The organism is uncultured Methylobacterium sp. (assembly GCF_964244095.1).
GTDB lineage: Bacteria > Pseudomonadota > Alphaproteobacteria > Rhizobiales > Beijerinckiaceae > Methylobacterium.
The window spans coordinates 596-23,983 of sequence record NZ_CAXTHR010000008.1 but is presented as its reverse complement, the minus strand read 5'-3'; the positions used below and the strand labels follow the sequence as shown (position 1 = coordinate 23,983).

The window sequence follows — 23,388 nt, the reverse complement described above, 5'->3', positions numbered from 1 at the left end:
CCGCCCGCCGGACGGCCCGATCGCAGCCTCGGAAAGCCGGCCCCGCCAGACGCCATGGACGCCTTCAAACCCCACCTCGCGAAGGTCGCCGCCGGCCTGAGCCTGAGCCGCGCCGAGGCGCGCGCCGCCTTCGACGACCTCCTGTCGGGCGAGGTGACGCCGGTGCAGGCCGGCGCCTTCCTGATCGCCCTGAAGGTCCGCGGCGAGGGCCGCGAAGAGATCGTCGGCGCCGTCGAGGCGATGCGCGCGCGGATGATCCGGGTCGCGCCGGTGGCGGGCGCCGTCGACGTGGTCGGCACCGGCGGCGACCACTCGGGCAGCTACAACGTCTCGACGCTGGCCGCGATCCTCGTCGCCGCCTGCGGCGTGCCGGTGGCCAAGCACGGCAACCGCGCCGCCACCTCGCGCTCGGGCTCGGCCGACGTGCTGGCGGCCTTGGGCGTCAGGCTCGGCCTCGACCCGGAGGGGTTGAGCCGCTGCCTGCGGGAGGCCGGCCTGTGCTTCATGTTCGCGCAGGTCCACCACGGCGCGATGCGCCACGTCGCGGCGGTGCGCGCCGAACTGCCGGCGCGGACGATCTTCAACCTGCTCGGCCCCCTCGCGAACCCGGCCGGCGTCGAGCATCAGCTCCTCGGCGTCTCGCAAGGTTCGTGGGCCGAGCCGCTGACGCAGGTGCTGGCGGACCTCGGCAGCCGCCGGGTGTGGACCGTGCACGGTTCCGACGGGCTCGACGAGATCACCGTCACCGGGCCGACGCGGGTGGTGGCCCTGGAGGATGGCCGGATCGCGACGTTCACCATCGACCCGCGCGAGGTCGGGTTGCCGCTCCACGGCCTCGACGCCCTGCGCGGGGGTGATCCCGAGCACAATGCCCGCGCGCTCGCAGCGATCCTGTCGGGCGCGCGCAACGCCTACCGGGACATCGCGGTCCTCAACGCGGGCGCGGCGCTCGTCGTCGCAGACGGAGCCGGCACCCTCGCCGAGGGCGTCGCGCGGGCGCAGGATGCGATCGATTCGGGGGCGGCCGGCGCCACGCTCGCCCGACTCGTCGCGGTCTCGAACGGATAGGGAGTGCCGATGCCCGCCGCCCTCACGACCGACCTCGCGCCCGAACCGCCGACCGCGATCCCCGACCGGCCGAGCGTGCTCGCCCGCATCGCGGCCTACAAGCGCCGCGAGATCGCCGAGGCGAAGCTGCGCGTGCCGCTCTCCGAGCTGGAGGCGCGCGTCGCCGAGGCCGCCCCGCCGCGGGGATTCGCCGCCGCGATCCGCACCCACGTCGCGGACGGGCGCCCGGCGCTGATCGCCGAGGTGAAGAAGGCCTCGCCGTCGAAGGGCCTGATCCGGGCCGACTTCGACCCGGCGGCGCTGGCCGCCGCCTACGCGCGCGGCGGCGCCACCTGCCTCTCGGTGCTCACCGACGAGCCCTCGTTCCAGGGGCGCCCCGAGTACCTCACCCAGGCCCGCGACGCCTGCGCGCTGCCGGTGCTGCGCAAGGACTTTTTGTTCGAGCCTTACCAGGTCTACGAGGCGCGGGCCTGGGGCGCGGACTGCATCCTCGCGATCCTGGCCTGCCTCGACGACGACGAGGCCGAGGCCCTGGTCGAGACGGCCCACGACCTCGGTATGGACGTGCTGGCCGAGGTCCACGACGCGGCCGAGCTCGCCCGCGCGATCCCGCTCGGCACCGCGCTGATCGGCGTGAACAACCGCGACCTGAAGACCTTCGCGGTCTCGTTCGAGACCGCGATCCGCCTCGGCGCCGGCATTCCCGCCGACCGCATCGCGGTGGCCGAGAGCGGCATCGCGGATCACGCCGACGTGGCGCGGCTTGCAGCCCACGGCCTCGACGTGGTGCTCGTCGGCGAGAGCCTGATGCGGCAGGCCGACGTGACGGCGGCGACCCGCGCCCTGCTGTTCGGCGAGACACCCGCGAAGGCGCAGGGCTGACGTGGACGACACCGCACCCCGCCTCACCCACCTCGACGCCGCGGGCGCGGCCAACATGGTCGATGTCGGCGACAAGCCGGCGACCACCCGCACCGCCTGCGCCGAAGGGCTCGTGGTGATGCGGCCCGCGACGCTCGCGCTGATCCGCGAGGGCGACGCCAGGAAGGGCGACGTGATCGGCACGGCGCGGCTCGCCGGCATCATGGCGGCCAAGCGCACCCACGAGCTGATCCCGCTCTGCCACCCGCTGCTGCTCACCAAGGTCCGGGTCGAATGCGAGGCCGACGACGCGCTGCCAGGCCTGCGGCTGACCGCCGAGGTACGGGTGCACGGCCCGACCGGGGTCGAGATGGAGGCGCTGACCGCCGTGTCGGTGGCCTGCCTCACGGTCTACGACATGGTGAAGGCGGTCGATCGCGGCATGCGCATCGAGGGCATCCGCCTGCTCGCCAAGGACGGCGGACGCTCCGGCGCCTACCGGGCGGAGGATGGTGCGCGGTGAGGCGTTTCGCGTGAGCGGCCTGATCTCCGTCGCCGAGGCGCTGGCGCGCATCCTGGCGGGCGTGCCCGGCCCGGTCGCGGCCGAAACGGTGGCGCTGGCGCGCGCCGCCGGGCGGACGCTCGCCGCCGACGTCGCGGCGCTCCGCACGCAACCGCCGTTCCCGGCCTCGGCGATGGACGGCTACGCCGTGCGCGGCGCCGACGCGGCGGTGGCGGGCGCGGCGTTGCGGCTCGTCGGCACGAGTGCTGCCGGCCACGGCTTCTCCGGCGCGATCGGCCCGGGCGAGACGGTGCGGATCTTCACCGGGGCGCCGGTCCCCGAGGGCGCCGACGCCGTCCTGATCCAGGAGAACGCGCGAGCCGAGGCCGGGGCCGTCGTCGTCCTGGAGGCGGTGGTCCCCCAAAGGTTCATCCGCCGCGCGGGGCTCGATTTCTTCGCCGGCGACGCGCTGCTCGCGGCCGGCGACACCCTCGACGCGCGCCGCCTCGCGCTCGCCGCCGCCGCCGGCCACGGTCGCGTCGCCGTGCGGCGCAAGCCCCGCGTCGCGATCCTCGCCACCGGCGACGAACTGGTCCAGCCCGGCGAGACCCCGGCCTGGGACCAGATCATCGCCTCGAACGCGCTGGCGCTGGCCGCGCTGGTGACGTCGGCCGGGGCCGAGGCGATCGACCTCGGCATCGCCGGCGACAGCCTTCCCGCCCTGGAGGCGGCGTTCGGGCAGGCGCGGGCCGCGCGCGCCGACCTGCTGGTGACGCTCGGCGGCGCCTCGGTCGGCGATCACGACCTCGTCCAGGCGGCGCTCGCCCGCGAGGGGCTGGAGCTCGGGTTCTGGCGCGTGGCCCTGCGGCCGGGCAAGCCGCTGATGCACGGGCATCTGCGCATCGTCCCGCACGGTGATCCTCGGCTTGCGGATTCGGACGATGCGTCGGCAAGTTCGATGATGGTGATCGGGCTGCCGGGCAACCCGGTCTCGTCGATCGTCTGCGGGCTGCTCTTCGTCGTGCCGGCGGTCCGGGCCCTCCTCGGCGACCCCCTCGCGGGGGCCGACCGCAGCGAGCCCGCCACCCTCGGCCGCGACCTCGACGCCAATGACGGCCGCCAGGACTACCTGCGCGCCGGCCTCGACACCGCGCCGGACCGGATGCCGGTGGCGCACCCGGAATCGCGCCAGGATTCGTCGATGCTGGCGGTGCTAGGCAAAGCCGAGGCCCTGCTGATCCGCGCGCCGCACGCCCCGGCGGCCCGCGCCGGCGACCCGTGCCGGATCATCCGCCTCGACCGCACCCTGCTCTGAGCGAGACCAAGAGACCAGCGATGGGCTTCCACATCGACCACGTCCACCTGCGCAGCCGCGACGCGGTCGCGGCGGCGGGATTCTACGTCGGCGTGCTCGCCGCCCGCGAGGTCCGCCGCGAGGGCGCGCCGCCGAGCCGGGTCGTGCTCGATCTCGGCGGGCTCACCGTGTTCATCGAGCAGGCGCCCGCCGACCTCGCGCCGCCGGCGAAGGCGCCCCATCTCGGCATCGAGCATATCGGCCTCGGCGTCGCCGACCTCGACGCCACCCTCGCCGACCTGCGCGCACGCGGCGTGCTGATCCTCGTCGACGCGAAGGCGATGCGGCCGGGCCTGCGCGTCGCCTTCATCGCCGGCCCGGACGACGTGCGCATCGAGCTGCTGGAGCGCCGCGACGTCCCGCGCGGCTGAGGGCCCGAACCGGAGGAAGCACCGGTGCGCGACCCGGCCATCACGGAGCGGCTTCATCGAGGCCCGGCCGATCCGCTCCGGCCGGGCCACCAGCATCCGTGGAGCATCTTCCAGCGAGGTGGTGACCGGCTCGCGTGGAGAAAATGCGACCTCATACCAGTGGCGCCTATCATCTACCCATCCGTCCCCTGCGCAGGGCCGAGATAAAAGGGTGAGGGTTAGCCGCCGTTGGTATAAGGTGTGGAAATTGCGGATACTTCCAATCGAGAGTTCGATCGGCAAATGGCGCATCCCCATCATGGCTCAATCTGATGTCGAGACCGCACTTGATGCCCTGTATGCCGCAGCCCTCGATTCCAACGAATGGCCGCGGGCACTCGCTGTGCTCGCAGAGAATGTCGGTGCCGTCGGGACTGTCATTCTGCCCTTTGACCAAGCACGTGCTTCAGAGAGCGTCGCGTCGGAAAGTTTGGCCGAAGGAAATGCGGCCTATCGATCGGGATGGTTTCAATTTGATAGCCGAATCCAAAAAGCAAAAGACATACACCTCCCCCCCGGAATAGTGTTTCTCGACAGTCAGCACATAACACCTGAATTTATTCAGCGCGATGCGTTCTATCAAGAATTTCTTGGAAAATACGGGCTTGGTAGCTGCCTGAGCTACATCGCCGATGATCCTGATGGAGGGCTGGTAACGATCAGCACACAGCGTGCTCTTAAATCTGGTCGTTATGAGAATACTGAAATCTCTTGTTTTGAAATCTTGGCGCCGCACATCGCGCGGGCTTTCACCATCTCGTCCCGGTTCGCACAGGCCCTTGCTCTCACATCTGATTTTTCGTCCACCCTGCAGCATTTGACCGTTGGGGTGATCATTCTCGATCCCAAGGGCCGCGTGCGTTTCGTCAGTGAACCAGCACGGCAGCTGTTGGGCGATGGTCTTCAAGCGCCGCTTGGTCAAGTCCCCCGCGCATCGACATCCACGGAACGCATGAAACTCGAACGACTGATCGCAGATGCCAGTGAGGGTCGCGTGGTTCGTGCAGGCGCGATGGCGATCCGCCGGCCCCGCTGTGGCCGCTCGCTGTACGTCGAGGTGGTGGGTATCCGTTCCGAAGCGGTCGCAGCAGGCATCACCGGTGTCGCGGGTCGGGCGGTCATGCTGCTTCTGCGCGATCTATACCGATCTGCCTCTGATCAAGTCATCAAGGTGCTGCAGGATCTCGGACTTACCCCAGCGGAAGCACGCATCGCATCTCTTGTCGGTGCAGGTCGATCACCTCGCGATATCGCTGAGATGGGTTCTGTTTCGACCTGTACAGTTCGCACACAACTGAAGTCGGTTTATGGAAAACTTGGAATTTCAAGGCAGAGCGAGCTTGCGATACTCGTTACTAGAATCGGAGACTTCTCATGATTTATTAATTTGACCATGAACGTTGATAAGTAATTCGATTACGTTTATCAAAATTACCAATAACAATCACGATTGATTCCATGGAATCGGTACTATTTGAGGATGCAGTCAACAGGTAGCAACATCGGGCTGATATAATGGCAGTGGCGGCTATCATCTACCCATCCGTCCCCTGCGCAGGGCCGAGACAAAAGGGTGAGGGATAGCCGCCGTCGGTATTAGAGCACTTTTCATGATCCGGGGATCACGAACAGTGCTCTAGAACCGGTAGGTGAAGTTGCCCTTCACGGCATGGTCCTCGGCGCGGTTTCCGACCTGGCCGGTATAGGCGATGCCGAGCGTCGCATTGGCCGAGACCCGGAGGTCGAGGCCGGCCTCGGCCACGAGCGCGTCGCGGTCGATCGGGATGCCGGCCGTGAGGAAGCTCGGGCCGTTCGCGCCGAAGGCCAGCAGCGCGGTGGGCACCACGTCGCCGAAGGCGCGGCGGTAGCCCAGCAGCCCGTGGGCCGAGACCGGGGCCGCGAAGCCGAGGTCGAGGCTGGTCTGCGCCCGCATGCCGGCGGTCGCGGTCCCGAGGTCGTAGTCGCGGGCGAACCCGGTGAGCGCGGCGGCCCCGCCGGTCTCGGCGAAGCGGTCGCGGCCGATCGCGATGATGGCACCGCCGACGAAGGGCTCGATGTAGGAGAGCGTCGTCACAGGCACCGGCGCGGCATCCTTGCGGATCGGCGGCGAGGCGCCGCCGCCGAGGAAGAACCTGTAACCGAGTTCGCCGAAGCCCTGGATCGTCGAGCCGCCGGTGCGCGCGCTCGGGGTGTCGCTGAAGCCGGCAAACAGCACCGTTCGGCGCAGGCGTTCCGAGTTGTCGGCGTAGACCGCGCCGAGGCGCAGCGAGACCGGCCCGAGCTCGTAGCCGCCGTAGAGGCCGCCGAAGCCGCTCTCGATCGAGCCGGATTGCAGGCGGCCGGCGGTGTCCAGGTTGGTCACGGTGTAGCCGCCGGCCACGCCGAAGCGGAAGCCGCTCTCGACGCGCGCGTCGGCGCCGAGCACGAAGCCGCTGGTCTGGCGCGACAGGCCCGCGGCGTTGCCGTCGGTGCGCGCTTGGCCGAAGCTGCCGAAGCCCTGGCCCCAGAGGCCGAACACCCGCGGGTCGAGGACGCGCACCGGCACCGGGACGGGCGCCGCCTGCCGGCCTGGCAGGTCCGCGGTGTAGGCCGCCGGCAGGCGGCCGTAATCGGCGCCGTCGGCGTAGCCGGGCGTCGCGCCCCAGCGCATCCGGTCGAGGATCGCCTCGCGGACGAAGAACGCGGTCTCGAACGCGGCCGAGACCGCGCTGGCGTGGATGTCGCCGGTCAGCGCCTGAAACGCGGCCACCGCCTCGGGGGTGGAGAGCGCGATGGTGCGGTCGTAGGCGCCCAGCCCCGCGCCGCCGGCCTGGACCGCGGTGGCGACCGCGGCCTGGTTGCGGGTCTGCGCGATCGCCGCGAAGGCGATGTCGTTGCGCGTCAGCGTCAGGTCGACCGCGTTGGCTTGGTAGCGCAGGCTCGGGGTGAGGAAGGCGAGGTTCGCGGTCACGCCCGCGAACTGTCCGGTGACGCCGCCGCCGGCGTCGAGGATGGCGTAGCGGGTGCGCGGGTCGTAGCTGCCGCCGGCGGCCAGCACCTGCACGGTGCCGCCGTTCAGCGTCGCGGTGCCGGTGGTAGCGATCCGGTCGGACTGGCCGGCCGCGTTCGCCTCGACCTGATAGGTCGAGCCGGCCGCGAAGCCGACGTTGCCGGAGACGTTGAGCGTGCCGATGGAATTGCCCGGCGCGACCGTGCCGCCAGACATCGCGCCGATGCCGCCGACCGTGCCGGTGCCGCCGAGCAGGCCGCCGCTGCCGATCGTGGCAAGCCCGGTGATCGTGCCGTTGGCGTAGAGGGCGCCGCCGTTGCCGATGGCGACGTTCGTCGTCACGCGATCCGCGGTATCCATGCGGAGCGTGCCGGTGACGTTGCCGAAATAGCCCGCCGCCGCGTAGAGGTCGATCCGGCTCCAGTAGCTCAGCGCCGTGCCGGAGAACGCCGCCAGCGCGTTGGTCTCGGTGTTGACGATGATCTGGTTGATCGTGCTCGTCTGCAGCGATCCGTAGAGGCCGCCGCTCGGGGCGATCGTCCGCGCGGCCGTCGTGCTGCCGCCGTAGAGCGGCGCCAGCAGGATCGACGCGTCCGGGCCGCCCGTCGGGGCCGCTTCCCGCGGTGCTTGCGCGAAGCTCAGGGTCGGCAGGCCGTAGGTGAGGCGCGACTGGTACAGTGCCTGGTTGGCCGCCGACGGGACGTAGGGGTTGCCGGCGGTGTTGGCCGCGCTCGCGGCGCAGACCGCGACCGAGGCGCCGCACTGTGCCGCTTCGTAGGACTGGAGTTCGGCGGCCGCCGCCGTGAACAGGCCCGGCAGGTTGATCGCCGTGCCGGTCGTCGCGGCGTTGCCGATGTAGCCCGGATTGGTGAAGGCCTGGGCGAGGTCGTAGGCCGCGAAGGCTCGGGACGCGATGATGTCGAGCGGGTAGTGCACCCCGAGCACGATCCGGCTGTCGCCGTACTCGGCGCCGCGGGCGAGCAGGTTCTGGTATTGCTGCGGCACCAGCATGGCGAGCAGGATGCTGTCGGTGATCCCGTAATTGGTGTGGCCGCTCGGGAAGGAGGGGTTGGTGGCGAGCCCGTTCAGCGCGGTCGGGTCGAAGATGTTGTAGCTGTTCGGCGCCACCTGGACCGGGCGCGAACTGCCGTACACGTCCTGGTTCGCCTGCCGGTTGGTCACGCCGTAGGCGAGGTCGTAGACGCTGTCGCGGGTGTTCGGCAGGCCGTTGGCGGTCGGCAGCGTGAAGCCGGCCGGCGCGACGGCCGGGACCGGGACGTAGCCCGGCGGCGTCGTGCCCGGGTTGGTGGCGGCTCCGTTGGCGAAGAAGTTCTTCGCCACGCCGAGGTCGGCGCTCGTGAAGTTGTAGGCGTTGTTCAGCAGGTTAAAGGTCGCCGCCAGCGGCCCGGTGGTCGCGGTGCTGGCGCGGATGCCCGTCTGGTAGATCGATCCGAGCACGGGACCGAGGCCGCCGACCGGCTGGAGCGGGTTGAGGCTCCCCGGCATGCCCGGATTGCTCTGGATCGCCTGGAGCGGAAGGCCGCCCGCGATGTTGTCGCCCGGCCCGAGGTTGACGACGCTGCCGTTGACCAGCGTGATCGAGCCGAGGAAGGGGGTGCTGCCCGGCAGCGACTTGTCGCTGATCGCGAACTGCTGCTGCGCGATCGACGCGTTGCGGTTCTCGGCGACCGCCTGGGACAGGTTGAGCTGAAGCGTCTGCTGTCCGACCGGCGTCGCGTTGAGGCCGAGATACGGCCCGAGCAGGTTCAGCACGTTCACGTTGGCCGGCGTCGTGTTGACGGTCTGCGCCTGCGCCACCGTCGATGCGTAGGCCGCGGCCATCACCGCGATGATCGACACACCCTGCTTCAGGTCCATGGCTCGCCCCCCTCGCACCGCTCCCGACGGCGGATGGGGAAGTCGTACCGAAGTCTACGTTTCCGTCTTCGTCATAATCCAGTCACAATAAGACAAGTCCGGCGATGTTGCCTCAAAGCAACGCGAAGTCAATATAGACGGCAAACCATACGGGCGAACTGTCCGGGTCACGATCGATCCGCCGGGCGGCGGCGCGACGCCTCCGGCCTCAGATCCGCCGGCCGGAGGCGTCCGGGTCGGCGCCGACGACCTCGATGAGCAGCGCGTCCGCGCGGGTCCGGCCGTACTCGTCGACGACCTCGACCATCGCCCGGTGCGTGCCGGGGGGCAAGCCGGCCGGCCGGCGCAGCGTCCAGACGCGCGTCGAGGGCTCGGCCTTGACCCAGGGCTTCCGCGTCGCGGCGTTGTGGGCTTAGACCTGCTCGACGAAGGAGTCGGGGCGCCGCACCCGCCGCATCGCGGCCGGCGGCCGGTCGCCGAGCCGGCAGGTCACCGTCGTCCTCGGGCCGCCGTCGAAGACGTTGACCACGAGGTCGGTCGCGCCGGCGGCCTCGGCGGCGATCGGCGAGCCGAGCAACTGCTGGATCGTGTAGTCGCGGGCGAGCTCGGGGTTGCGGCCGTGGAACTGGCTCTCCAGGCATATCCGCATTGCCCGCTCGGGCTCGGAGGCCGGCTGGTGGAGGTCGGTGAAGCGCGGCAGGTTGTTGCCGTCGCACGGCACGCGCCAGCCCGCGGGCTTGACCACGAAGACGGCGGACCCGTCCGCGACGGGCAGCGCGTAGCGGCCGTCGCGGTCGGTCCGGGCAACGTCCCGCCCGTTGGAGACCATCACGTCGGCGATGCCGGGGTCGTCCCTCCGGTCCCGGAGTGGTCCTCGAACACGATGCCGGTCACCGTGCCCGAGGCGCGGCCCTCGGCCCGCGCCGGCGCGGGCCGAGGGCGATGCCGGCCGCGGCTCCGAGGCCGGTGACCGCCGCGCGCCGCGTCGGCCCCGCATCGGCGGCATTCGTCATCGCTGTCTTCCCGGCATCCGGCGACCTCGATCGGCTGCGCCCGCGCCGCCCTCACAAAGCGCGGACCCGCTCAGAACACGTGGCGCAGGATGAAGAACAGCACGCCGGCCAGCGTGATCGCGGCCGGCAGCGTCAGGACCCAGGCGAGCGCCATGTTGCGCACGGTCGACATCTGCAGGCCGGAGCCGTTGGCCGCCATGGTGCCCGCGACCCCGCTCGACAGGATGTGGGTGGTCGAGACCGGCAGGCCGTAGAGCTCGGCGAGCCCGATCGTGCCGGCCGCGACCAGCTCGGCCGATGCGCCCTGGGCGTAGGTGAGGTGGGTCTTGCCGATCTTCTCGCCGACGGTGACGACGATCCGCTTCCAGCCGACCATGGTGCCGAGGCCGAGCGCCAGGGCGACGCAGACCTTCACCCAGGTCGGGATGTAGCGCGTGCCGTCGTTGAGCAGGCCGGTGTAGGACTTCAGCGTGCCGGCCTCGGCGTCGGAGAACGTCGCGCCGTTCTTGGGCAGGAGGCGGATCGCGTCGGAGGCGAGGTACATGTCGTTGCGCAGGTTCGAGGTCTGCGCCGCCGGCACCTGCCTGATCGCGCCGTAGTTCTTGACGTTGGCCGCGATGTCGGCGGAGAGGGCGGCGAGCGCCCCGTACACCGCCGGCCGGTTCAGGTCCTTCGTGCGCAGCGCGTCGGCGACCTGCCTGCGCGCGGCCGCCGCCTCCGGCTGGGCGTCGGCGCCGGCGTAGCCCGCAAACACCCGGCTCGCGGCCTGCGACGCCTGGACGAAGGCCGGCGTGGTGTCGTCGGCCATGGTGCGGTTGAGGGCGTAGGCGGTGGGCGCGGCGCCGATCAGGATCAGCATGATCAGGCCCATGCCCTTCTGCCCGTCGTTGCCGCCGTGGAAGAACGACACCAGCGTGCAGGTCAGGATCAGCAGGCTGCGAATCCACAGCGGGGGCGGCGTGTTGCCCTTGGGCGCCTCGTAGAGGTCGTGGCGCCGGACGGTGACCTTGAGCGCGAGCAGCAGCAGGGCGGCGGCGATGAAGCCGAGGACAGGGCTGAACAGCAGCGCCTTGAACACGCCCGTCGCCTGGCCCCAGTCGACGCCGGAGGTCGCCGAGCCTTCGGCCGCCATCAACTGGTTGGCGAGCCCGACGCCGATCACCGAGCCGATCAGCGCGTGCGAGGAGGAGTTCGGCAAGCCGAACGCCCAGGTGCCGAGGTTCCAGATGATCGCGGCGATGAGCAGCGCGAAGATCATCGCGTAGCCGGCCCCCGACCCGACCTGGAGGATCAGCTCGACCGGCAGCAATGTGACGATGGCGTAGGCCACCGCGCCCGAGGAGAGCATCACGCCGAGGAAGTTGAAGGCGCCCGACCACACCACCGCGACCAGCGGCGGCATCGAGTGGGTGTAGATCACGGTCGCGACCGCGTTGGCGGTGTCGTGGAAGCCGTTCACGAACTCGAAGGCCAGCGCGATCAGCAGCGCGAGGCCCAGCAGCGCGAAGGCGCCGATGGCCAGCGGGCTCTCGCCGACCGCGTTCATGTCGGCGATCAGGCTGACCACCGCGTAGCCGAGGCCGGCCACGAGCACGAGCAGGAAGACGATCACGCCACCCGGGTGCATGCCGCGATCGAGCTTGGGACCGTGCGCCCGCACGGACGCCCCTCCCGGCAAGCCTGCCGGTGACATAGCGGTATCGGACATCCGGGGCCTCACCGACGATCACGCTTCGGAACACCGCCCGCTTAAAGCGCGCGCATGACGCTCCGGTGACAGAGGTCCGAGCGCCGCCCCGAGGGGCTCGGAGGCGGCGCTCGACCCGAAGTCCGTCGCCCTCGGGAAACCCGCACGGCGCGATCGCGTCGGGGCGACCCGTCTCGGAGCCCACCGCCGCCGGCCGCGCCCGTCACCACGTCCGGGACCGGATCGCGTCGCGCCTGCCGGCTCGGCGCCGCGCGCATCGCGACGATGGCGCTCGCGGCCGCGGCGCGCTAAGCATCATTGCGCGAAGTGGCCGCCGGTTCGCGCGAGAACGATGATGCGGCACCCAATGATGCGGCACCAAGGAGATCGAAGCAGGCTTTCGTTGGCGAAGCCACGAAAGCCCGCTTAGGCTTCGCGCCGCAGCCGCCGGTCCCGACGCGTCTCGACCGAGCGTCAGTGCTTCCCCGTGCGCGCGAGAGACCGAAGGTGAGGGACGTGACCCTTCCGGAGAGACCCGTCCGCTTCCCCCGATCCTCTCCCGCACGGGAGGGTAAGCCGGATCGTGCGCGTGCCCGCACGTCCGTTCGGCCTGCCGGGTTCGTCCTCTCGGCCGCCCTCGCCGTCCTCGCGGCGAGCCCTGCTCCGGCGGCGCCGCGCCCGGACGGGCCGCAGCACTTCGTGGCCAGCTACCGCCTGAGCTTTCTCGATCTCGGCGTGGGCACGGCGGAACTCACAGCGGACCTCACGCCCGAGCGTTACGCGATCGGCCTCGGCGGCGGCCTTTCGGGACTCGCGGGCTGGTTCTTCCAGGGGTCTGGCAGCGCGCGCTCGGCCGGGCGCCTGTCGCCCGGCGGCACGGTGCCGGCCGAGTTCCGGATCGACAGCCGCTACGGCACCGCGCCGGTGCGCGTCCACGTGACCTTCGATGCGGGCAGCGTGCGCAGGGCCGAGGTGGAGCCCGAGCCCGCCCCGAAACCCGACCGCGTGCCGGTCACGGCCGCCGACCGATCCGGCGTCACCGATCCGATCGGCATGCTGGCCGTCCCCGTCGGCCCCGGCCCCCTCGCGCCGGCCCTGTGCGATCGCCGCATCCCGGTCTTCGACGGCGCGACGCGGGCCGACATCGTGCTGTCGCGCGGCGCGGTCGTCCAGGTCGAGAGCGGGCCCTATCGCGGTCCCGCCCTCGATTGCCGAATCCGCTGGGTCCCGGTGGCGGGCCACCGCGCCAAGGGCTCGTCCGTGCGCCGGATGTCGGAGAACGACGACATGCGCGTGCGCCTCGCCCCCGTCACCGGAGACGGGCTGCTGCTGCCGCTCGCGATCGCGGTCGGCACGGGCTGGGGAACGGCGCGCATCGAGGCGACGCGCTGGGGCGCCCCGGCCCCGAACCGGGCCGCCGCGGGACCTTGAGCCTCCTCCGCCGTCGGGGCCGGCCGGCGCATGGCGCGCTTCGCCGGTGAGGATCGTCGACGCGAAGACCGGCGCCGATCTCAGCCCTCGCGTCGGCGCGGCTCCAGATGCACCCCCACCAACAGTTGCAGATGGTGACGAAGCTCGTCGTGGCTACAGTTCAGACAGCGGTTGGCCGTTCGTCCACGGGCAGCGCGGCCCGGTCGGGCAATGCTCGACCTTGTTCCGCCCGCAGGCCCAGCGTATCCGCACCCTCCATCAGACCCTGCAGGCGCGTGCTGCCAATCCGACGGCGGACCGACGCTCTGAGGCGCATGGTTGGGTTGGCCTACGGCTGCCGCGTGGTGCCAGGCGCACCGGGTGAGCGCGGGATCGACCCGGAGCAGGCGGCCGTCATCGCCGGCCTGCGGGCGCACCTCGCGGCCCGCGCCCGATCGAAGTGTTCGTCCGAACCTACGACGCCGAGCGCCGCAGCGATGCGGCCCGCCACCAGGACTTGGTGGTCGCGGTGCTGCACCACGCGCGGGCGGCGTGACGCCGCTCGGTCGCTCGGGCTCAGCGCGGCTGCGCTTGCCCGCCCGCGCCCCAACCATGTGCCTGGATCGCCTTGGCCAGCTTGCCTTGCATCTCGGGCATCACCGACTGCATCCACTGCTGCGTTCCCGTCATCTGAGCTTGGGCGAGCTGTGGTTGGGCTGCAACGAGCCGCTTGCCGACCGGCGTGGCGTAGAACGCCGCGATGGCCTGGAGGTCGTCTTTCCCGAGCGCGGTGGCGAAGCCGCGCGCCTGAATGTCCAGAAGCTCGTCGTAATGCGCGGTGAGGGTCGGCAGCACGACCTCCTGGACCAGAGCTTGAGCCTGGTCCTGCTGCTTGACCCCGATCTGCTGCATCATTCCGACCATGGGCGTAGCCATCGCGTTCAGCAGGGCCGTGCGGTCGCCCTGCATCTGCGCAACCACGTCGCGAGCCGCCTTCAGGGTAGCGGGATCGGCTGCGATGGCGGGCGCAGTGGGTTTGGCTGCGGGCTGCGCCATCGCCGAGCATGGCAGCAAGACGCCGAGCAAGAGACCGAAAACGCGTGTCGGGAGGCGCATGGGTGATCCGATTGCAGTGCCAGCGTGATCCAGCCCTCCGGCCAGACGCTCGCTTCTGGTATCATACCCAAGCGCGGATGCGGCAAGAGCGCCGGCGGGCAGCCGCCGGAACCGATCCTCATCGATCGCCAGATGGGCTACGCCTGCAGCATCGAGACGGACGCCCGGCCGGAGCACGGCGAGATCGCGGCGATCTGGCACGACGCGAAGACCGGCCGGCGCAAGACGACGAAGCACAAGGACAACCGGGAAGGGCCGGCCCGCACCCCTTCCGCTCCGAGGATGAGACGAAGCGGGCCGACGAGGTCCTGCGCGCCGGTACGTCCAGGCCTTTCAGGACCACGCCGACAGCCCGACCAGGCTCACCCCCGCCTCGTTCACCCGATGATGTGCAGCCCGCTCTCGATCTGCGCGATGAGATGGACCTGGGCCTTGGCGCTCTGGCCGATCTCCAGGGCGACCGCCGCCTGAGACACGCCGTGCGCGAGCTGGTCGGCGAAGAAGGCCGCCCCGCCCGGCTCGGCATGCCGCCCGAGCGCGCCGAGGTAGAGGCCGTCCACGAACCCGGCATCGTCCAGGCCCGCATGCGTCATGGCATACTCGGACGAGCCCAGCATGCCGGCCGCCACGCGACCCAGCGCCTGGATCGCCCCGTCGACGCCCCCGCTCGCGGCCGCCTGATGCACCTGGAACGCGAAGCTCTGGAGCCCGCCCGCATCCGGGGTCCGGCCCAGGACCGCGTAGTACTCCCGCGCCATCGCCGCATCGATCGCGTCGACCACGAACACGCCGGTGTCGAAGGCGGGCCTGATGACGCCCTGCGCCTCGGCCGAGGTGGCGACTTCCACGGCCACCGTCGCCTGCGACACGCCCCGGTCCAGCTCGTTCGCGAAGTAGATCAGTCCGCCGCCGTCTGCCGGGCGATGGAGCAGGTTGGCGTAGAGCCCCTGGATGTAGGCGTTCGCGTCGGCGACCGGGCCGCCCCGCTCGGCCGAGGTCAGCAGGGTGCCGGCCACCTCGGCCAGGCCGGCCCCGGCCTGGATCGAGGCGGTGAAGTTCTCCAGCCCGAGCGGGTCGGGCGCCCGGTGGAGGAGGGCTTCGTACAGCGCGTAGACCCCCGCGGCCGGGCTCGTCACGCCGTGCTCGACGGCGCCGAACAGGGCGAGATCGGCGGCGCTCGGCCTGGTCAGCCGGATGTCGAGGTTCGCGGTGGCGGTCTGGAAGTTTCCGGTCTCGGTGTAGGTGAAGTGCTCGACGAGCCCGGCCGCGGCCCTGGTCCCGTCCGGCGCGTAGGTGAGGCTGCCGTCGGCGTTCAGCACGAGGTCGCCGTATCGACCCGCGAGCACGCGGCCGACGGCGGTGGCCTGCCCGTTCACGGCCGTCACGGTCAGCGATCCGCCGCCCGGCAGGGTGTCGTTGGCGAGCACGCCCGCGGCCGCGACGGCGAAGGACCGGTTCGACGCGGGAGTGTAGCTGTCGGCAACCCTTGCCCTTCAGCCAGGCGTCGAGGGCGGCAAAGAGTTCGTCGATCGCGCCGGCTCGCGTCAGGTGTTCCCGGAACAGCCACACCTTCTTACGGCACGTTTCTACGAAAGTGACTGTTGTTCGTCGGATGGCTGCATTTTGAGCAAGGCGGCGCTCGCCTGCGCAACGAGGTCGGCTGAGAGCAGAAACGTCATTGTCCCTCCGCCCACCAAGCTAAGGGTCAAAGCGGGCAGGCTCGTAGCCCCGTCGATGTGACCCTCAACCCCCGATACGGGCAGGGCGCCGGGAGACACGACGGTCCCCTCCGGAATGCCTCTTCCGATGCTGCAGATGAAGCTCGACATCAGAAGGGAGGTTCCGAGATTGTTGGCGCCGTCCGGAGTGATGTCGACATTTGTCGTATGATCGCCGATCGTAAAATTCATTCTAGGAATAATGTCCTTACTGATATCGATGTAGATGCCGAGCTGATCTTTTTCATTGGCCATGATCATGGTACCTTTCTGGAGTCTAACACCGCCGAGAACGCCAAGCGATGCATGTTCAGCAGTGATCCTAGTCTCAGAACGAGGCGAGCATGCGTGGAAAATCAATCCTTACGGTCGTTCGCAGATCAAGACAACCGACCTTAGCATGCGTGCCTACACGGTTGCATTCATTATACTTTTGCCGGCTTGATCGATAAGCGATGCCTGACCGACCTCGGACTGCCTTGGATCGGTCCTACGGCAATACGGCCTTCCGCCTTTCCGTGTCGGGCATAATGAAGCCAGGGTTCGGCCTGCGCCTCGAGGACGTCGGGATAGCGTGCGAGGTAAGCCATCGTGTCGAAGGCCGGTCCGGGAGATCGGCCCTCGTAGCTGCCGTCGTTGAGGAAGTGCGCGAGCGGATCGACGCCGGCCGCCGGCACGTCGACGTATCGGATGTTGTACCATGCACCGTCGAAGAGGCCGGCGGCCAGGAGTGCCGCCCGCCGCCTGCGCATCCGGGCCGCGGCGGTCCACTTGGCGCGCCACGATGTCGGGCGACGGGGCTTCTTCAGGGTCGGGACGACGGGCGGCGGCGGCACGAAATACAAGCGGCGGCGTTCCCGCCAGCGCGGTTTCTCCTGGGTCACGTCGACGGGGAACTGCGGCGCGGGCGCCGGGGCGGCTTGGACCTCCGCGATGGAAGGCAGGCTTGCCGCCTCTGCCTCGTGGAGGATGGCCGCCGAGAGCGCATCGCGGGCCACGAACAGGGCGCGGCGTCGATCCGCCGCCCGGGCGAAGAGGCCGGATGCGGAGAGCTCTCCGGACGGCACGGCATCCATGCTCACAACTCCCTCAGGCGGTCCGCGATCCTGTCGCCGTAGGATGCCCACGTGCCGATCGCGCGCGTCTGAACCTGGCGGTTCAGGATGGCGCGCAGATCCGCGTTCGTGGCCATTTCCTCGAGAGCGGCAGAGACCTCGGCCACGTGATTCATATCGACGGTCAAGCAGCCTCCGTCGGCGGCGAGTTCGGCCATGACGCCGCCCTCGTGACACAGGCACGGCCGGCCCATCCAGAGGCTTTCCATGATGGGCAGACCGAAACCCTCCGCGAGGGAGGGGTAGACCGTAAAATGCGCGCGCCCGTACTGCGCGGCGAGGTCGCCATCGGACAGGATGCCGTGCCAGACGATGTGGGCATCGGCCTGCTCGGCGAGCCGCACCGAGGCCGCGAGGCCGTCGGCGCCGGTGTAGCTGTTGCCGACGAGGTTGAGGTGCACCGGCAAGTCCGGTCTGCGCCGCCGCAGAGCCTGGAATGCTTCGATCAGGCTGCGGTGGTTCTTGCGCGGTTCGATCGTCGATACGCAGAGGATGTGAAGCTCGCCCTCCGCATCCGGTGCCGTCTCGACGCGCGCATGGTCGCTGAACTGCGCCGGCAGCCAGATCGCCTCGCGCCGCTCCGGCACGGGCTCGCCGTGGTCGCGGTGCCACCGCTCGAACTCGCGCAGGCTGAAGCCGGAATTCGCGTAGAGGGCATCGGCGGCGCGGACTGCCGCGAGGTAGGAGGGGAAGGCTTCGGCGACGGCTGCATCGACATAGCGCGCCTCGTAGATCGGCAGCATGTCGTGGAAGACGAACGCGGTCAAATATCCGTGGTCGCGCGCCCAGCGCACGCGCGCCTCGGCGGTGTTGTCGAGGATGACCTCGGCCAGGAACACCACGGGCGGCCGCGTGCAGCCGGGGTCGGCCGCACGCAGAAGATGCGAGAGAGGCTCGCGGTAGGCGAGCGCCTCGGCCGTGGCGCCGATCCAGTCCTTGGCTCCCGCATTGCTGCATAGGAACGGGTAGTTGTGAATCGACAAGCGTTCGTAGGTCTGGTTTGCCGCATCCCACTTCACGAAGAGGATGTCGAGATCCGGGCGCTGCGTCAGCGCCGCGGCCAGCCGGCGCGTCACCCGGATCACGCCGGAATTGGCAGGATCGCGCGCGGCGTTCGACACGTCCATCACGATGAGACGCCGGGCTTCGGCCGCTCGGGGGATCGGGCGCCGCAGAGGCTCGAGGATCGCGCGCGTCCAGCGCGCCAACGTCCCCGCCCAGGACAACCGGGCGCGAAAGCCCGCGAACCGCTCGAGACGGACGATCGGCTCCGGGATGCCCGTCGTCAGCACTTGGACGGCCTTGTCCGCCATCTCCGCCTGGGACTGGCAGAGGAACCAGGGATCGACGATCACCTCCGGATGGGCGCCGATCGCGAAGGCGAGGACGGGGCGCCCCAGCCACTGCATCTCGGCGATCGGCAGGTTGAAACCTTCCCACAGCGAGAGGCTCAGGCCGAGCCCGCACCGCTCCATGACGGCTTGCAGACCGGGATCGCTCAGGGTCGGCAGCGTCGTGACGTGGGCCAGCAGGTCGGAGGGAAGCGGAAGCGCATCCGGTCCGGTCAGCAGGAGCAGGTGCGCCTCGGGCACGGCGGTCCGGACGCTGCGCAGAACGTCGAGGGCGGCCAGGGAGTTCTTGTAGCCATTCACCTCCACGCGCCCGAGGGCGAGGACGAGGCGCTCCCCGGCCTCGACGCGTGCGTCGAGCGCCGCGATGAGGCCGTCCTCGGCTGCCGCGACGTCGCCCGCCGCGAAGGGCCGATCCGCCATGTGATCCGCCCCCAGGGGGATCGTCGTCACGCCCTGGCTGCCGCCGCGATCCGGCTCCGTCTGACTCTCGCGGATGAAGCGGCTGATCGGCAGGACGGCGCCGATGGCCGGCAGGCACATCTGGCGCAGACGCCGCAGCTCCTGCTGAACCGGCAGGGCGGCCTGCGGAAATCCGTCGTGGGGCACGGCGCCGGCGTCGATGAAGAGGCTGTGGACGCCGATGGCCGGCGCCCGTGCGGCGATCCCGAAGAAGGGCCATCCGCCGCTCACGACCACGTCGACGGGCGCAAGCGCCCAGGCGTCGAGGAGATGCCGCGTGGCCAGCGCATCGGCGCCCGCCAGATCGATCCCCTCGGGAAGCGGAATCACGTCGATCCGATCGCTGACCCGACCGAGTACCGCCGGGTCGCAGCGCAGGCAGGCGAAGGACACCTGCGCGCCGTGTGCCGCGAGATGCTCGGCGAGCAGGACGAGGATGCGATCCACGCCGAAGCGCGCGAGAAAGCGCTCGTTGCAGATCAGGATGCGGGGTTCGGCGAGGCGGCGAGGCTCGGCTGTCACGCCAGTTCTCGGACCGGGAGATGGAAGCTCGTGCGCGGCGCAAGCGCCGTGAGGAAGCGTGCGGCGCTCGCACCGTTCGGGGCAAGCGCCGCCCCGCTCTCCACGTCCTGCAGGGCCGCAATCCGGCCCACCGCGTCGAGGAGCGTCTCGTAGGTGCCCACATCCCCGCCCCGCTCCGTCACGCGCGCCAGGGGGGAATCGGCGGGCGCCAGCACGGGAACGCCTGCGCGCAGGGCCTGCAGGACCAGGGGCAGGTCCGCCTCGCCCGTCTCGCCCCAGAGCCAGAGCAGGCGGGCCCGGCGCCATACCTGGGATCCGGCCCAGCCGTGCCATATGAAGCGAATCCGGCGGGGCCTGTCCTCGACGATGTGGAAGCGATCGAGCATCAGTTGGAGCTTGAGCGCGAAGGCGCGGGATCGTTCCCGGCCCGCGCACACCACGACGAGATCATCCGGCGCGGGCGCGTCCGGCACCGTCTCGTAGAGCGCGCGCAGGCGCTCCATGATCCGCGCCTCGTCGAACGCATCGCGGCGCGCCGCATTGTAGGCGCCAAACTTTTGGGCCAGGTCCGGCTCGTCGACGAACCGACGCATCGCGGCGGCCAGGGCGTCGGGGTCGCCCGGCGTCACGAGCAGACCGGACGCCTCATCCGCGACGAGCTCGATATTGCCGCCGATCCGGCTCGCGAGCTGCGCCGTGCCCGATGCGATCGCCTCCAGCAGCGTCACCGGTTCGTTCTCGGGCCAGTGCGAGGCCAGCACCACCACGTGCACGCGCGCCAGCAGGACGAGGGCGTCCGTGTGGGCAAGGCGTCCTGCGAAGCTCACGGCCTCGCCGAAGCGCCCGGCGGCGATGTCGCGGACCAGTCCCTCGGCGAGGTGTCCGTGCCCCGCGATCGTCAGATGCCAGCGCCCCTGCATCGCGGGATCGCGCGCCAGCGCCTCGGCGGCAGCGAGGAGCGTGGGGATGCCCTTGTGCTCGCCGAGGTAGCTGAAGCAGGCAAACTGCACGGGATCGGGCGCAGGCTTGGCGCTGACCGGGATGTGCTCGCCGGGAATGCCGTTCGAGAGGGCCTGAGTCGGACGCCGGACGACGTTCGTGGTCTCGTAGAAATCCGCGAGGTAGCGGCTCGGACTGAGGAGCTGGTCGGCCTGATCGAGGCACCACGCCACGTAATCGCGCCGCAGCCGGATAGGCAGGTGCGCCCCGTCGCGGGCGGCCGTCGCCGGCAGGCAGACGGCGCACGCCTCGACATCGGGACAGACGCGCCCGTCGTTGCGCAGCAACGTGTTCTTGAAACACACGCCCCAGTGATCGTGCAGGGTCACGACGACCCGCGCACCGAAGCCCTTCGCGGCCGGGATGAGGTTCATGCCCAGGCCACCGGGATTGTGGACATGCACGATGTCCGGCTGATGAGTGGCGAGAAGGGACAGGAAGCGCCGCTCCGTCTCGGGTCTGTGGAAGTTCTCGCCCGGATCGAGGGAGGCCAGGGCAATGCGGTAGACGGGAAAGCCGTCCGTCATCTCGAGGACCAGTGAACCGGCCTCCCAGCCCTCGCGCGCGAAGCCGCCCGCGAAGACGGCCACGTCGACACCCTGGGCCGCGAGCGCGCACGCCTGACGATGGGCGACGATCTCAGCCCCTCCGACCACGGTGGGCGGGAACAGGTTGCTGACGATGACGACCCGCTGCATTGTGTCTCTTCCAAGGTCTCGCGGCGGCTTGCGTCTCACGAAGCGGCCGGTTGTATCGGATCTCGCGCAGCACCTTTCGAACCTCGACGCGGCCAAGGGCTCTGGTCGGGGTCTTAGATGCTTGACGCCTCAACGCAAAATCGACAAATCCGGCGCACAGTGGTGAAGGCAGCGGATCGACGTTTGTGCGCTTTGGCGGATTTCGGGAAAACCGGCGCGCGGCGTGGGATCGAGGTAGGCGAGCCCGAGGCCGCCCCAGATCTCTCCGGAGGCCGCGGTCACGGCGTGCTCGATGATCTGACCCGGGACGAAATCGCAGTCGACGAAGTGGAGATGGGGGTTGGCGGCCCAATCGACCGACAGGATCCCCCGTCGGGTGTCGGGATTTCCCGAGTCGTGCATGAGGATCACGAGGGGCTGTCTCGGGCTGTAGGCGAGCACGAGTTCGAGGTCGCGCTTCACCCCGGACGCGGAGTGATCGGCATCGATCAGGACGTAGTGAAGCGGTACGCCGCGCGCCTCGAAGTCGGCGAGCGCCTGCGGAATGAGATCCTGGGACGGTCCGATCCGCAAGTCGACGTTGGCCGGACAATGGAACCGTCCGGGCACCTCCGGATCGATATCGATGGCGATGATCTCGCGGGCGTATTGACTGGTGAGACTGAGGCTCCCACCATGATAAACACCGACCTCGAGTGCACCCTCTGGACGAATCCGCGACAGAAGCCCGGTCAGAGCGATGCGCTCCCACTGCATCATCTGCCAATTTTGGATGATAACGTCGCGGAACACAAGGTCTTCAAACATCGTGTCTCTCTAACAGACAGGCAATCGCGCACAAGGAGCGGGGCTGTACGGCGACACGCTCTGGACGAACGACCGACGCCTGCTATCTCTAGACGACCCGGGGACGGTGCGCCGTGCCCTCCTAACAGAGCTGTTGCGCACAGGCGAGGCGGAAACGTGGCAACCCGGCAACGCGGAAACAGACGTCCCCCGGCGCCGGTGAGGCAGCCCGGCGCGACGCGCGGCGTCGAGGCCGCACCGGCCCCCGCCGCGGTCGCGACGGATTGGTCGGAGCGCCGCGTTCTGCCGCCGATGATCAGCTACGCGCAGAACTTCGAGGACGTGCTGCTGCGCCGTGCCCTGCCCGACATCACGCGCGGTTTCTACATCGATATCGGCGCCTTCCACCCCGTCGTCGACAACGTCACGCAGTGGTTCTACAGTCAGGGCTGGACCGGGATCAATGTCGAGCCCAACCCTGCTTTTCAAGATTTGCTGAGAGCCCAGCGTCCCCACGATCTCAACCTGGCCGTCGCCGTAAGTGGTCAGACGGGGCCCCTGCATCTCCACCTCCTGGACGGTCTCTCGACCACCATCAAGGATGTCGCGCATCAGCATGCGACGGGCGGGCGTGTTGCACGGGCGGTGATCGCGATCGACGCCTTGAGCCTGACCGATCTGTTCGAGCGCCATCTCGACGAGCGGACCGTCGACTTCCTCAAGATCGACGTCGAGGGTGCGGAGGCGTCGATCCTGATGGCCTACCCTTTCGTGCGTGTGCGACCGCGCATTCTGGTGATCGAAGCGACGGAACCCGACAGCATCGCGTCCGCCTCGCTCGACTGGGAACCCGATCTCCTGGCAAAAGGATATCGCTTCTGCTGTTTTGATGGACTCAACCGCTACTACGTTCGCGACGAAGATGCGTGGCGCACATCCCTTTTCGCAGTTCCGCCCAACGTATTCGACAATTTCCTGCTGCCGTACACCGATCGGCGCATCGATTACGTCGGTGCCGCGCGGTACGTACTGGATCAGGCCCCGGAGGGAGGCATTCATCCGCTCCTCAACGAGCGGGACAGCCTGCGCCGCGAGCGGGACATCCTGACCGCTCAGGTAGCCGCTCTGTCGTCGGACCGCGATGCGTGGGCGAAGCAGAGCGCGCAGTTGCTGAGCGAGCGGGAGGCTTTTGCCGTTCAGATGGCTGACTTCGCGCAGGCACAGGCCGCCGAGCGGGACGCGTTCGCCGTTCAGGTGGCCGACCTTGCGCAGGCGCAGACGGCCGAGCGCGAGGCTTTCGCCGTTCGGGTGGCCGACATCGCGCGGGCGCAGGCCGCCGAGGGGGAGGCTTTCGCCGTTCAGGTGGCCGACATCGCGCAGGCGCAGGCGGTCGAGCGGGAGGCTTTCGCCGTTCAGGTGGCCGACATCGCGCAGGCGCAGGCGGTCGAGCG

General features: G+C 69.8%; 19 protein-coding genes and 2 pseudogenes. 8 read left to right on the top strand and 13 right to left on the bottom strand.

Annotated features, from left to right (window positions below; genetic code table 11):
• The first annotated feature begins 54 nt into the window (after window positions 1-54).
• From trpD to ACFE86_RS02675, 6 genes are all read left to right on the top strand, one after another.
• Complete coding sequence (trpD, locus tag ACFE86_RS02700) at window positions 55-1,068, top strand: anthranilate phosphoribosyltransferase (RefSeq protein WP_375453791.1); 1,014 nt, start codon at window positions 55-57, stop codon at window positions 1,066-1,068.
• Window positions 1,069-1,077: 9 nt separating this feature from the next.
• On the top strand, window positions 1,078-1,950 hold the full coding sequence (gene trpC, locus ACFE86_RS02695; RefSeq protein ID WP_375453790.1) for an indole-3-glycerol phosphate synthase TrpC: 873 nt from the start codon (window positions 1,078-1,080) through the stop codon (window positions 1,948-1,950).
• A 1-nt stretch (window position 1,951) separates the two neighbouring features.
• Complete coding sequence (moaC, locus tag ACFE86_RS02690) at window positions 1,952-2,452, top strand: cyclic pyranopterin monophosphate synthase MoaC (protein WP_375453789.1); 501 nt, start codon at window positions 1,952-1,954, stop codon at window positions 2,450-2,452.
• A 10-nt stretch (window positions 2,453-2,462) separates the two neighbouring features.
• Entirely contained in the window at window positions 2,463-3,746 is a 1,284-nt protein-coding gene (glp, locus tag ACFE86_RS02685) for a gephyrin-like molybdotransferase Glp (RefSeq protein ID WP_375453788.1), read from the top strand.
• Between the two features lie 20 nt (window positions 3,747-3,766).
• Window positions 3,767-4,156 (top strand): VOC family protein, encoded by a 390-nt coding sequence (locus ACFE86_RS02680; RefSeq protein WP_375453787.1) that lies wholly within the window; start codon window positions 3,767-3,769, stop codon window positions 4,154-4,156.
• Window positions 4,157-4,454: 298 nt separating this feature from the next.
• The gene (locus tag ACFE86_RS02675) at window positions 4,455-5,573 is read left to right on the top strand and encodes a helix-turn-helix transcriptional regulator (RefSeq protein WP_375453786.1); all 1,119 of its coding nucleotides are present in this window, start codon (window positions 4,455-4,457) and stop codon (window positions 5,571-5,573) included.
• Between the two features lie 258 nt (window positions 5,574-5,831).
• Here ACFE86_RS02675 and ACFE86_RS02670 read toward each other — a convergent pair whose 3' ends face one another.
• The 4 genes from ACFE86_RS02670 to ACFE86_RS02655 form a co-directional block, all read right to left on the bottom strand.
• Entirely contained in the window at window positions 5,832-9,062 is a 3,231-nt protein-coding gene (locus ACFE86_RS02670; RefSeq protein ID WP_375453785.1) for an autotransporter domain-containing protein, read from the bottom strand.
• Window positions 9,063-9,270: 208 nt separating this feature from the next.
• Window positions 9,271-9,393 carry a hypothetical protein gene (locus ACFE86_RS02665; protein ID WP_375453784.1) on the bottom strand — a complete coding sequence of 41 codons (123 nt, stop codon included), beginning with the start codon at window positions 9,391-9,393 and terminating at the stop codon, window positions 9,271-9,273.
• Window positions 9,394-9,474: 81 nt separating this feature from the next.
• Complete coding sequence (locus tag ACFE86_RS02660; protein WP_375453783.1) at window positions 9,475-10,059, bottom strand: metallophosphoesterase N-terminal domain-containing protein; 585 nt, start codon at window positions 10,057-10,059, stop codon at window positions 9,475-9,477.
• Between the two features lie 86 nt (window positions 10,060-10,145).
• Window positions 10,146-11,783: an inorganic phosphate transporter gene (locus ACFE86_RS02655; protein ID WP_375453782.1), complete on the bottom strand. Its 1,638-nt coding sequence runs from the start codon at window positions 11,781-11,783 to the stop codon at window positions 10,146-10,148.
• A 306-nt stretch (window positions 11,784-12,089) separates the two neighbouring features.
• Between ACFE86_RS02655 and ACFE86_RS02650 the strand changes: the two genes are divergently transcribed.
• Window positions 12,090-13,193 carry a DUF3108 domain-containing protein gene (locus ACFE86_RS02650; protein ID WP_375453781.1) on the top strand — a complete coding sequence of 368 codons (1,104 nt, stop codon included), beginning with the start codon at window positions 12,090-12,092 and terminating at the stop codon, window positions 13,191-13,193.
• 92 nt (window positions 13,194-13,285) lie between these two features.
• Here ACFE86_RS02650 and ACFE86_RS02645 read toward each other — a convergent pair.
• The 9 genes and pseudogenes from ACFE86_RS02645 to ACFE86_RS02605 all read right to left on the bottom strand — a co-directional run.
• Window positions 13,286-13,433, bottom strand: a pseudogene (locus tag ACFE86_RS02645) (IS481 family transposase); the annotation flags it as partial.
• Between the two features lie 315 nt (window positions 13,434-13,748).
• Window positions 13,749-14,288 (bottom strand): DUF2059 domain-containing protein, encoded by a 540-nt coding sequence (locus tag ACFE86_RS02640; RefSeq protein ID WP_375453780.1) that lies wholly within the window; start codon window positions 14,286-14,288, stop codon window positions 13,749-13,751.
• 377 nt (window positions 14,289-14,665) lie between these two features.
• Window positions 14,666-15,070, bottom strand: coding sequence for a DUF4214 domain-containing protein (locus ACFE86_RS02635; RefSeq protein ID WP_375453816.1), 405 nt, complete (start codon window positions 15,068-15,070; stop codon window positions 14,666-14,668).
• 45 nt (window positions 15,071-15,115) lie between these two features.
• Window positions 15,116-15,760: pseudogene (locus tag ACFE86_RS02630) on the bottom strand (Ig-like domain-containing protein); the annotation flags it as partial.
• Window positions 15,761-15,874: 114 nt separating this feature from the next.
• Window positions 15,875-16,267, bottom strand: a complete 393-nt coding sequence (locus tag ACFE86_RS02625) for a hypothetical protein (RefSeq protein WP_375453779.1) — start codon at window positions 16,265-16,267, stop codon at window positions 15,875-15,877.
• A gap of 164 nt (window positions 16,268-16,431) precedes the next feature.
• Window positions 16,432-17,082 (bottom strand): hypothetical protein, encoded by a 651-nt coding sequence (locus tag ACFE86_RS02620; RefSeq protein WP_375453778.1) that lies wholly within the window; start codon window positions 17,080-17,082, stop codon window positions 16,432-16,434.
• A 2-nt stretch (window positions 17,083-17,084) separates the two neighbouring features.
• Complete coding sequence (locus tag ACFE86_RS02615) at window positions 17,085-19,454, bottom strand: glycosyltransferase family 4 protein (protein WP_375453777.1); 2,370 nt, start codon at window positions 19,452-19,454, stop codon at window positions 17,085-17,087.
• Entirely contained in the window at window positions 19,451-21,151 is a 1,701-nt protein-coding gene (locus ACFE86_RS02610) for a glycosyltransferase (RefSeq protein ID WP_375453776.1), read from the bottom strand. Before ACFE86_RS02610 ends, ACFE86_RS02615 begins: the two co-directional genes overlap by 4 nt.
• Before the next feature lie 129 nt (window positions 21,152-21,280).
• Window positions 21,281-21,958: a class I SAM-dependent methyltransferase gene (locus ACFE86_RS02605; RefSeq protein WP_375453775.1), complete on the bottom strand. Its 678-nt coding sequence runs from the start codon at window positions 21,956-21,958 to the stop codon at window positions 21,281-21,283.
• Window positions 21,959-22,156: 198 nt separating this feature from the next.
• Here ACFE86_RS02605 and ACFE86_RS02600 point away from each other — a divergent pair.
• Window positions 22,157-23,388, top strand: a 1,232-nt coding sequence (locus ACFE86_RS02600) for an FkbM family methyltransferase (protein WP_375453774.1), incomplete at its 3' end; no start/stop codon positions are given.

What these genes read in the sequence shown, in the direction of transcription:
- ACFE86_RS02625 (WP_375453779.1), bottom strand. Translation starts at nt 16,267, where the DNA reads ATGATCATGGCCAATGAAAAAGATCAGCTCGGCATCTACATCGATATC.
- trpC (WP_375453790.1), top strand. Translation starts at nt 1,078, where the DNA reads ATGCCCGCCGCCCTCACGACCGACCTCGCGCCCGAACCGCCGACCGCG.
- ACFE86_RS02605 (WP_375453775.1), bottom strand. Translation starts at nt 21,958, where the DNA reads ATGTTTGAAGACCTTGTGTTCCGCGACGTTATCATCCAAAATTGGCAG.
- ACFE86_RS02680 (WP_375453787.1), top strand. Translation starts at nt 3,767, where the DNA reads ATGGGCTTCCACATCGACCACGTCCACCTGCGCAGCCGCGACGCGGTC.
- ACFE86_RS02675 (WP_375453786.1), top strand. Translation starts at nt 4,455, where the DNA reads ATGGCTCAATCTGATGTCGAGACCGCACTTGATGCCCTGTATGCCGCA.
- ACFE86_RS02610 (WP_375453776.1), bottom strand. Translation starts at nt 21,151, where the DNA reads ATGCAGCGGGTCGTCATCGTCAGCAACCTGTTCCCGCCCACCGTGGTC.
- trpD (WP_375453791.1), top strand. Translation starts at nt 55, where the DNA reads ATGGACGCCTTCAAACCCCACCTCGCGAAGGTCGCCGCCGGCCTGAGC.
- ACFE86_RS02670 (WP_375453785.1), bottom strand. Translation starts at nt 9,062, where the DNA reads ATGGACCTGAAGCAGGGTGTGTCGATCATCGCGGTGATGGCCGCGGCC.
- ACFE86_RS02655 (WP_375453782.1), bottom strand. Translation starts at nt 11,783, where the DNA reads ATGTCCGATACCGCTATGTCACCGGCAGGCTTGCCGGGAGGGGCGTCC.
- ACFE86_RS02640 (WP_375453780.1), bottom strand. Translation starts at nt 14,288, where the DNA reads ATGCGCCTCCCGACACGCGTTTTCGGTCTCTTGCTCGGCGTCTTGCTG.
- ACFE86_RS02620 (WP_375453778.1), bottom strand. Translation starts at nt 17,082, where the DNA reads ATGGATGCCGTGCCGTCCGGAGAGCTCTCCGCATCCGGCCTCTTCGCC.
- ACFE86_RS02660 (WP_375453783.1), bottom strand. Translation starts at nt 10,059, where the DNA reads ATGCGGGGCCGACGCGGCGCGCGGCGGTCACCGGCCTCGGAGCCGCGG.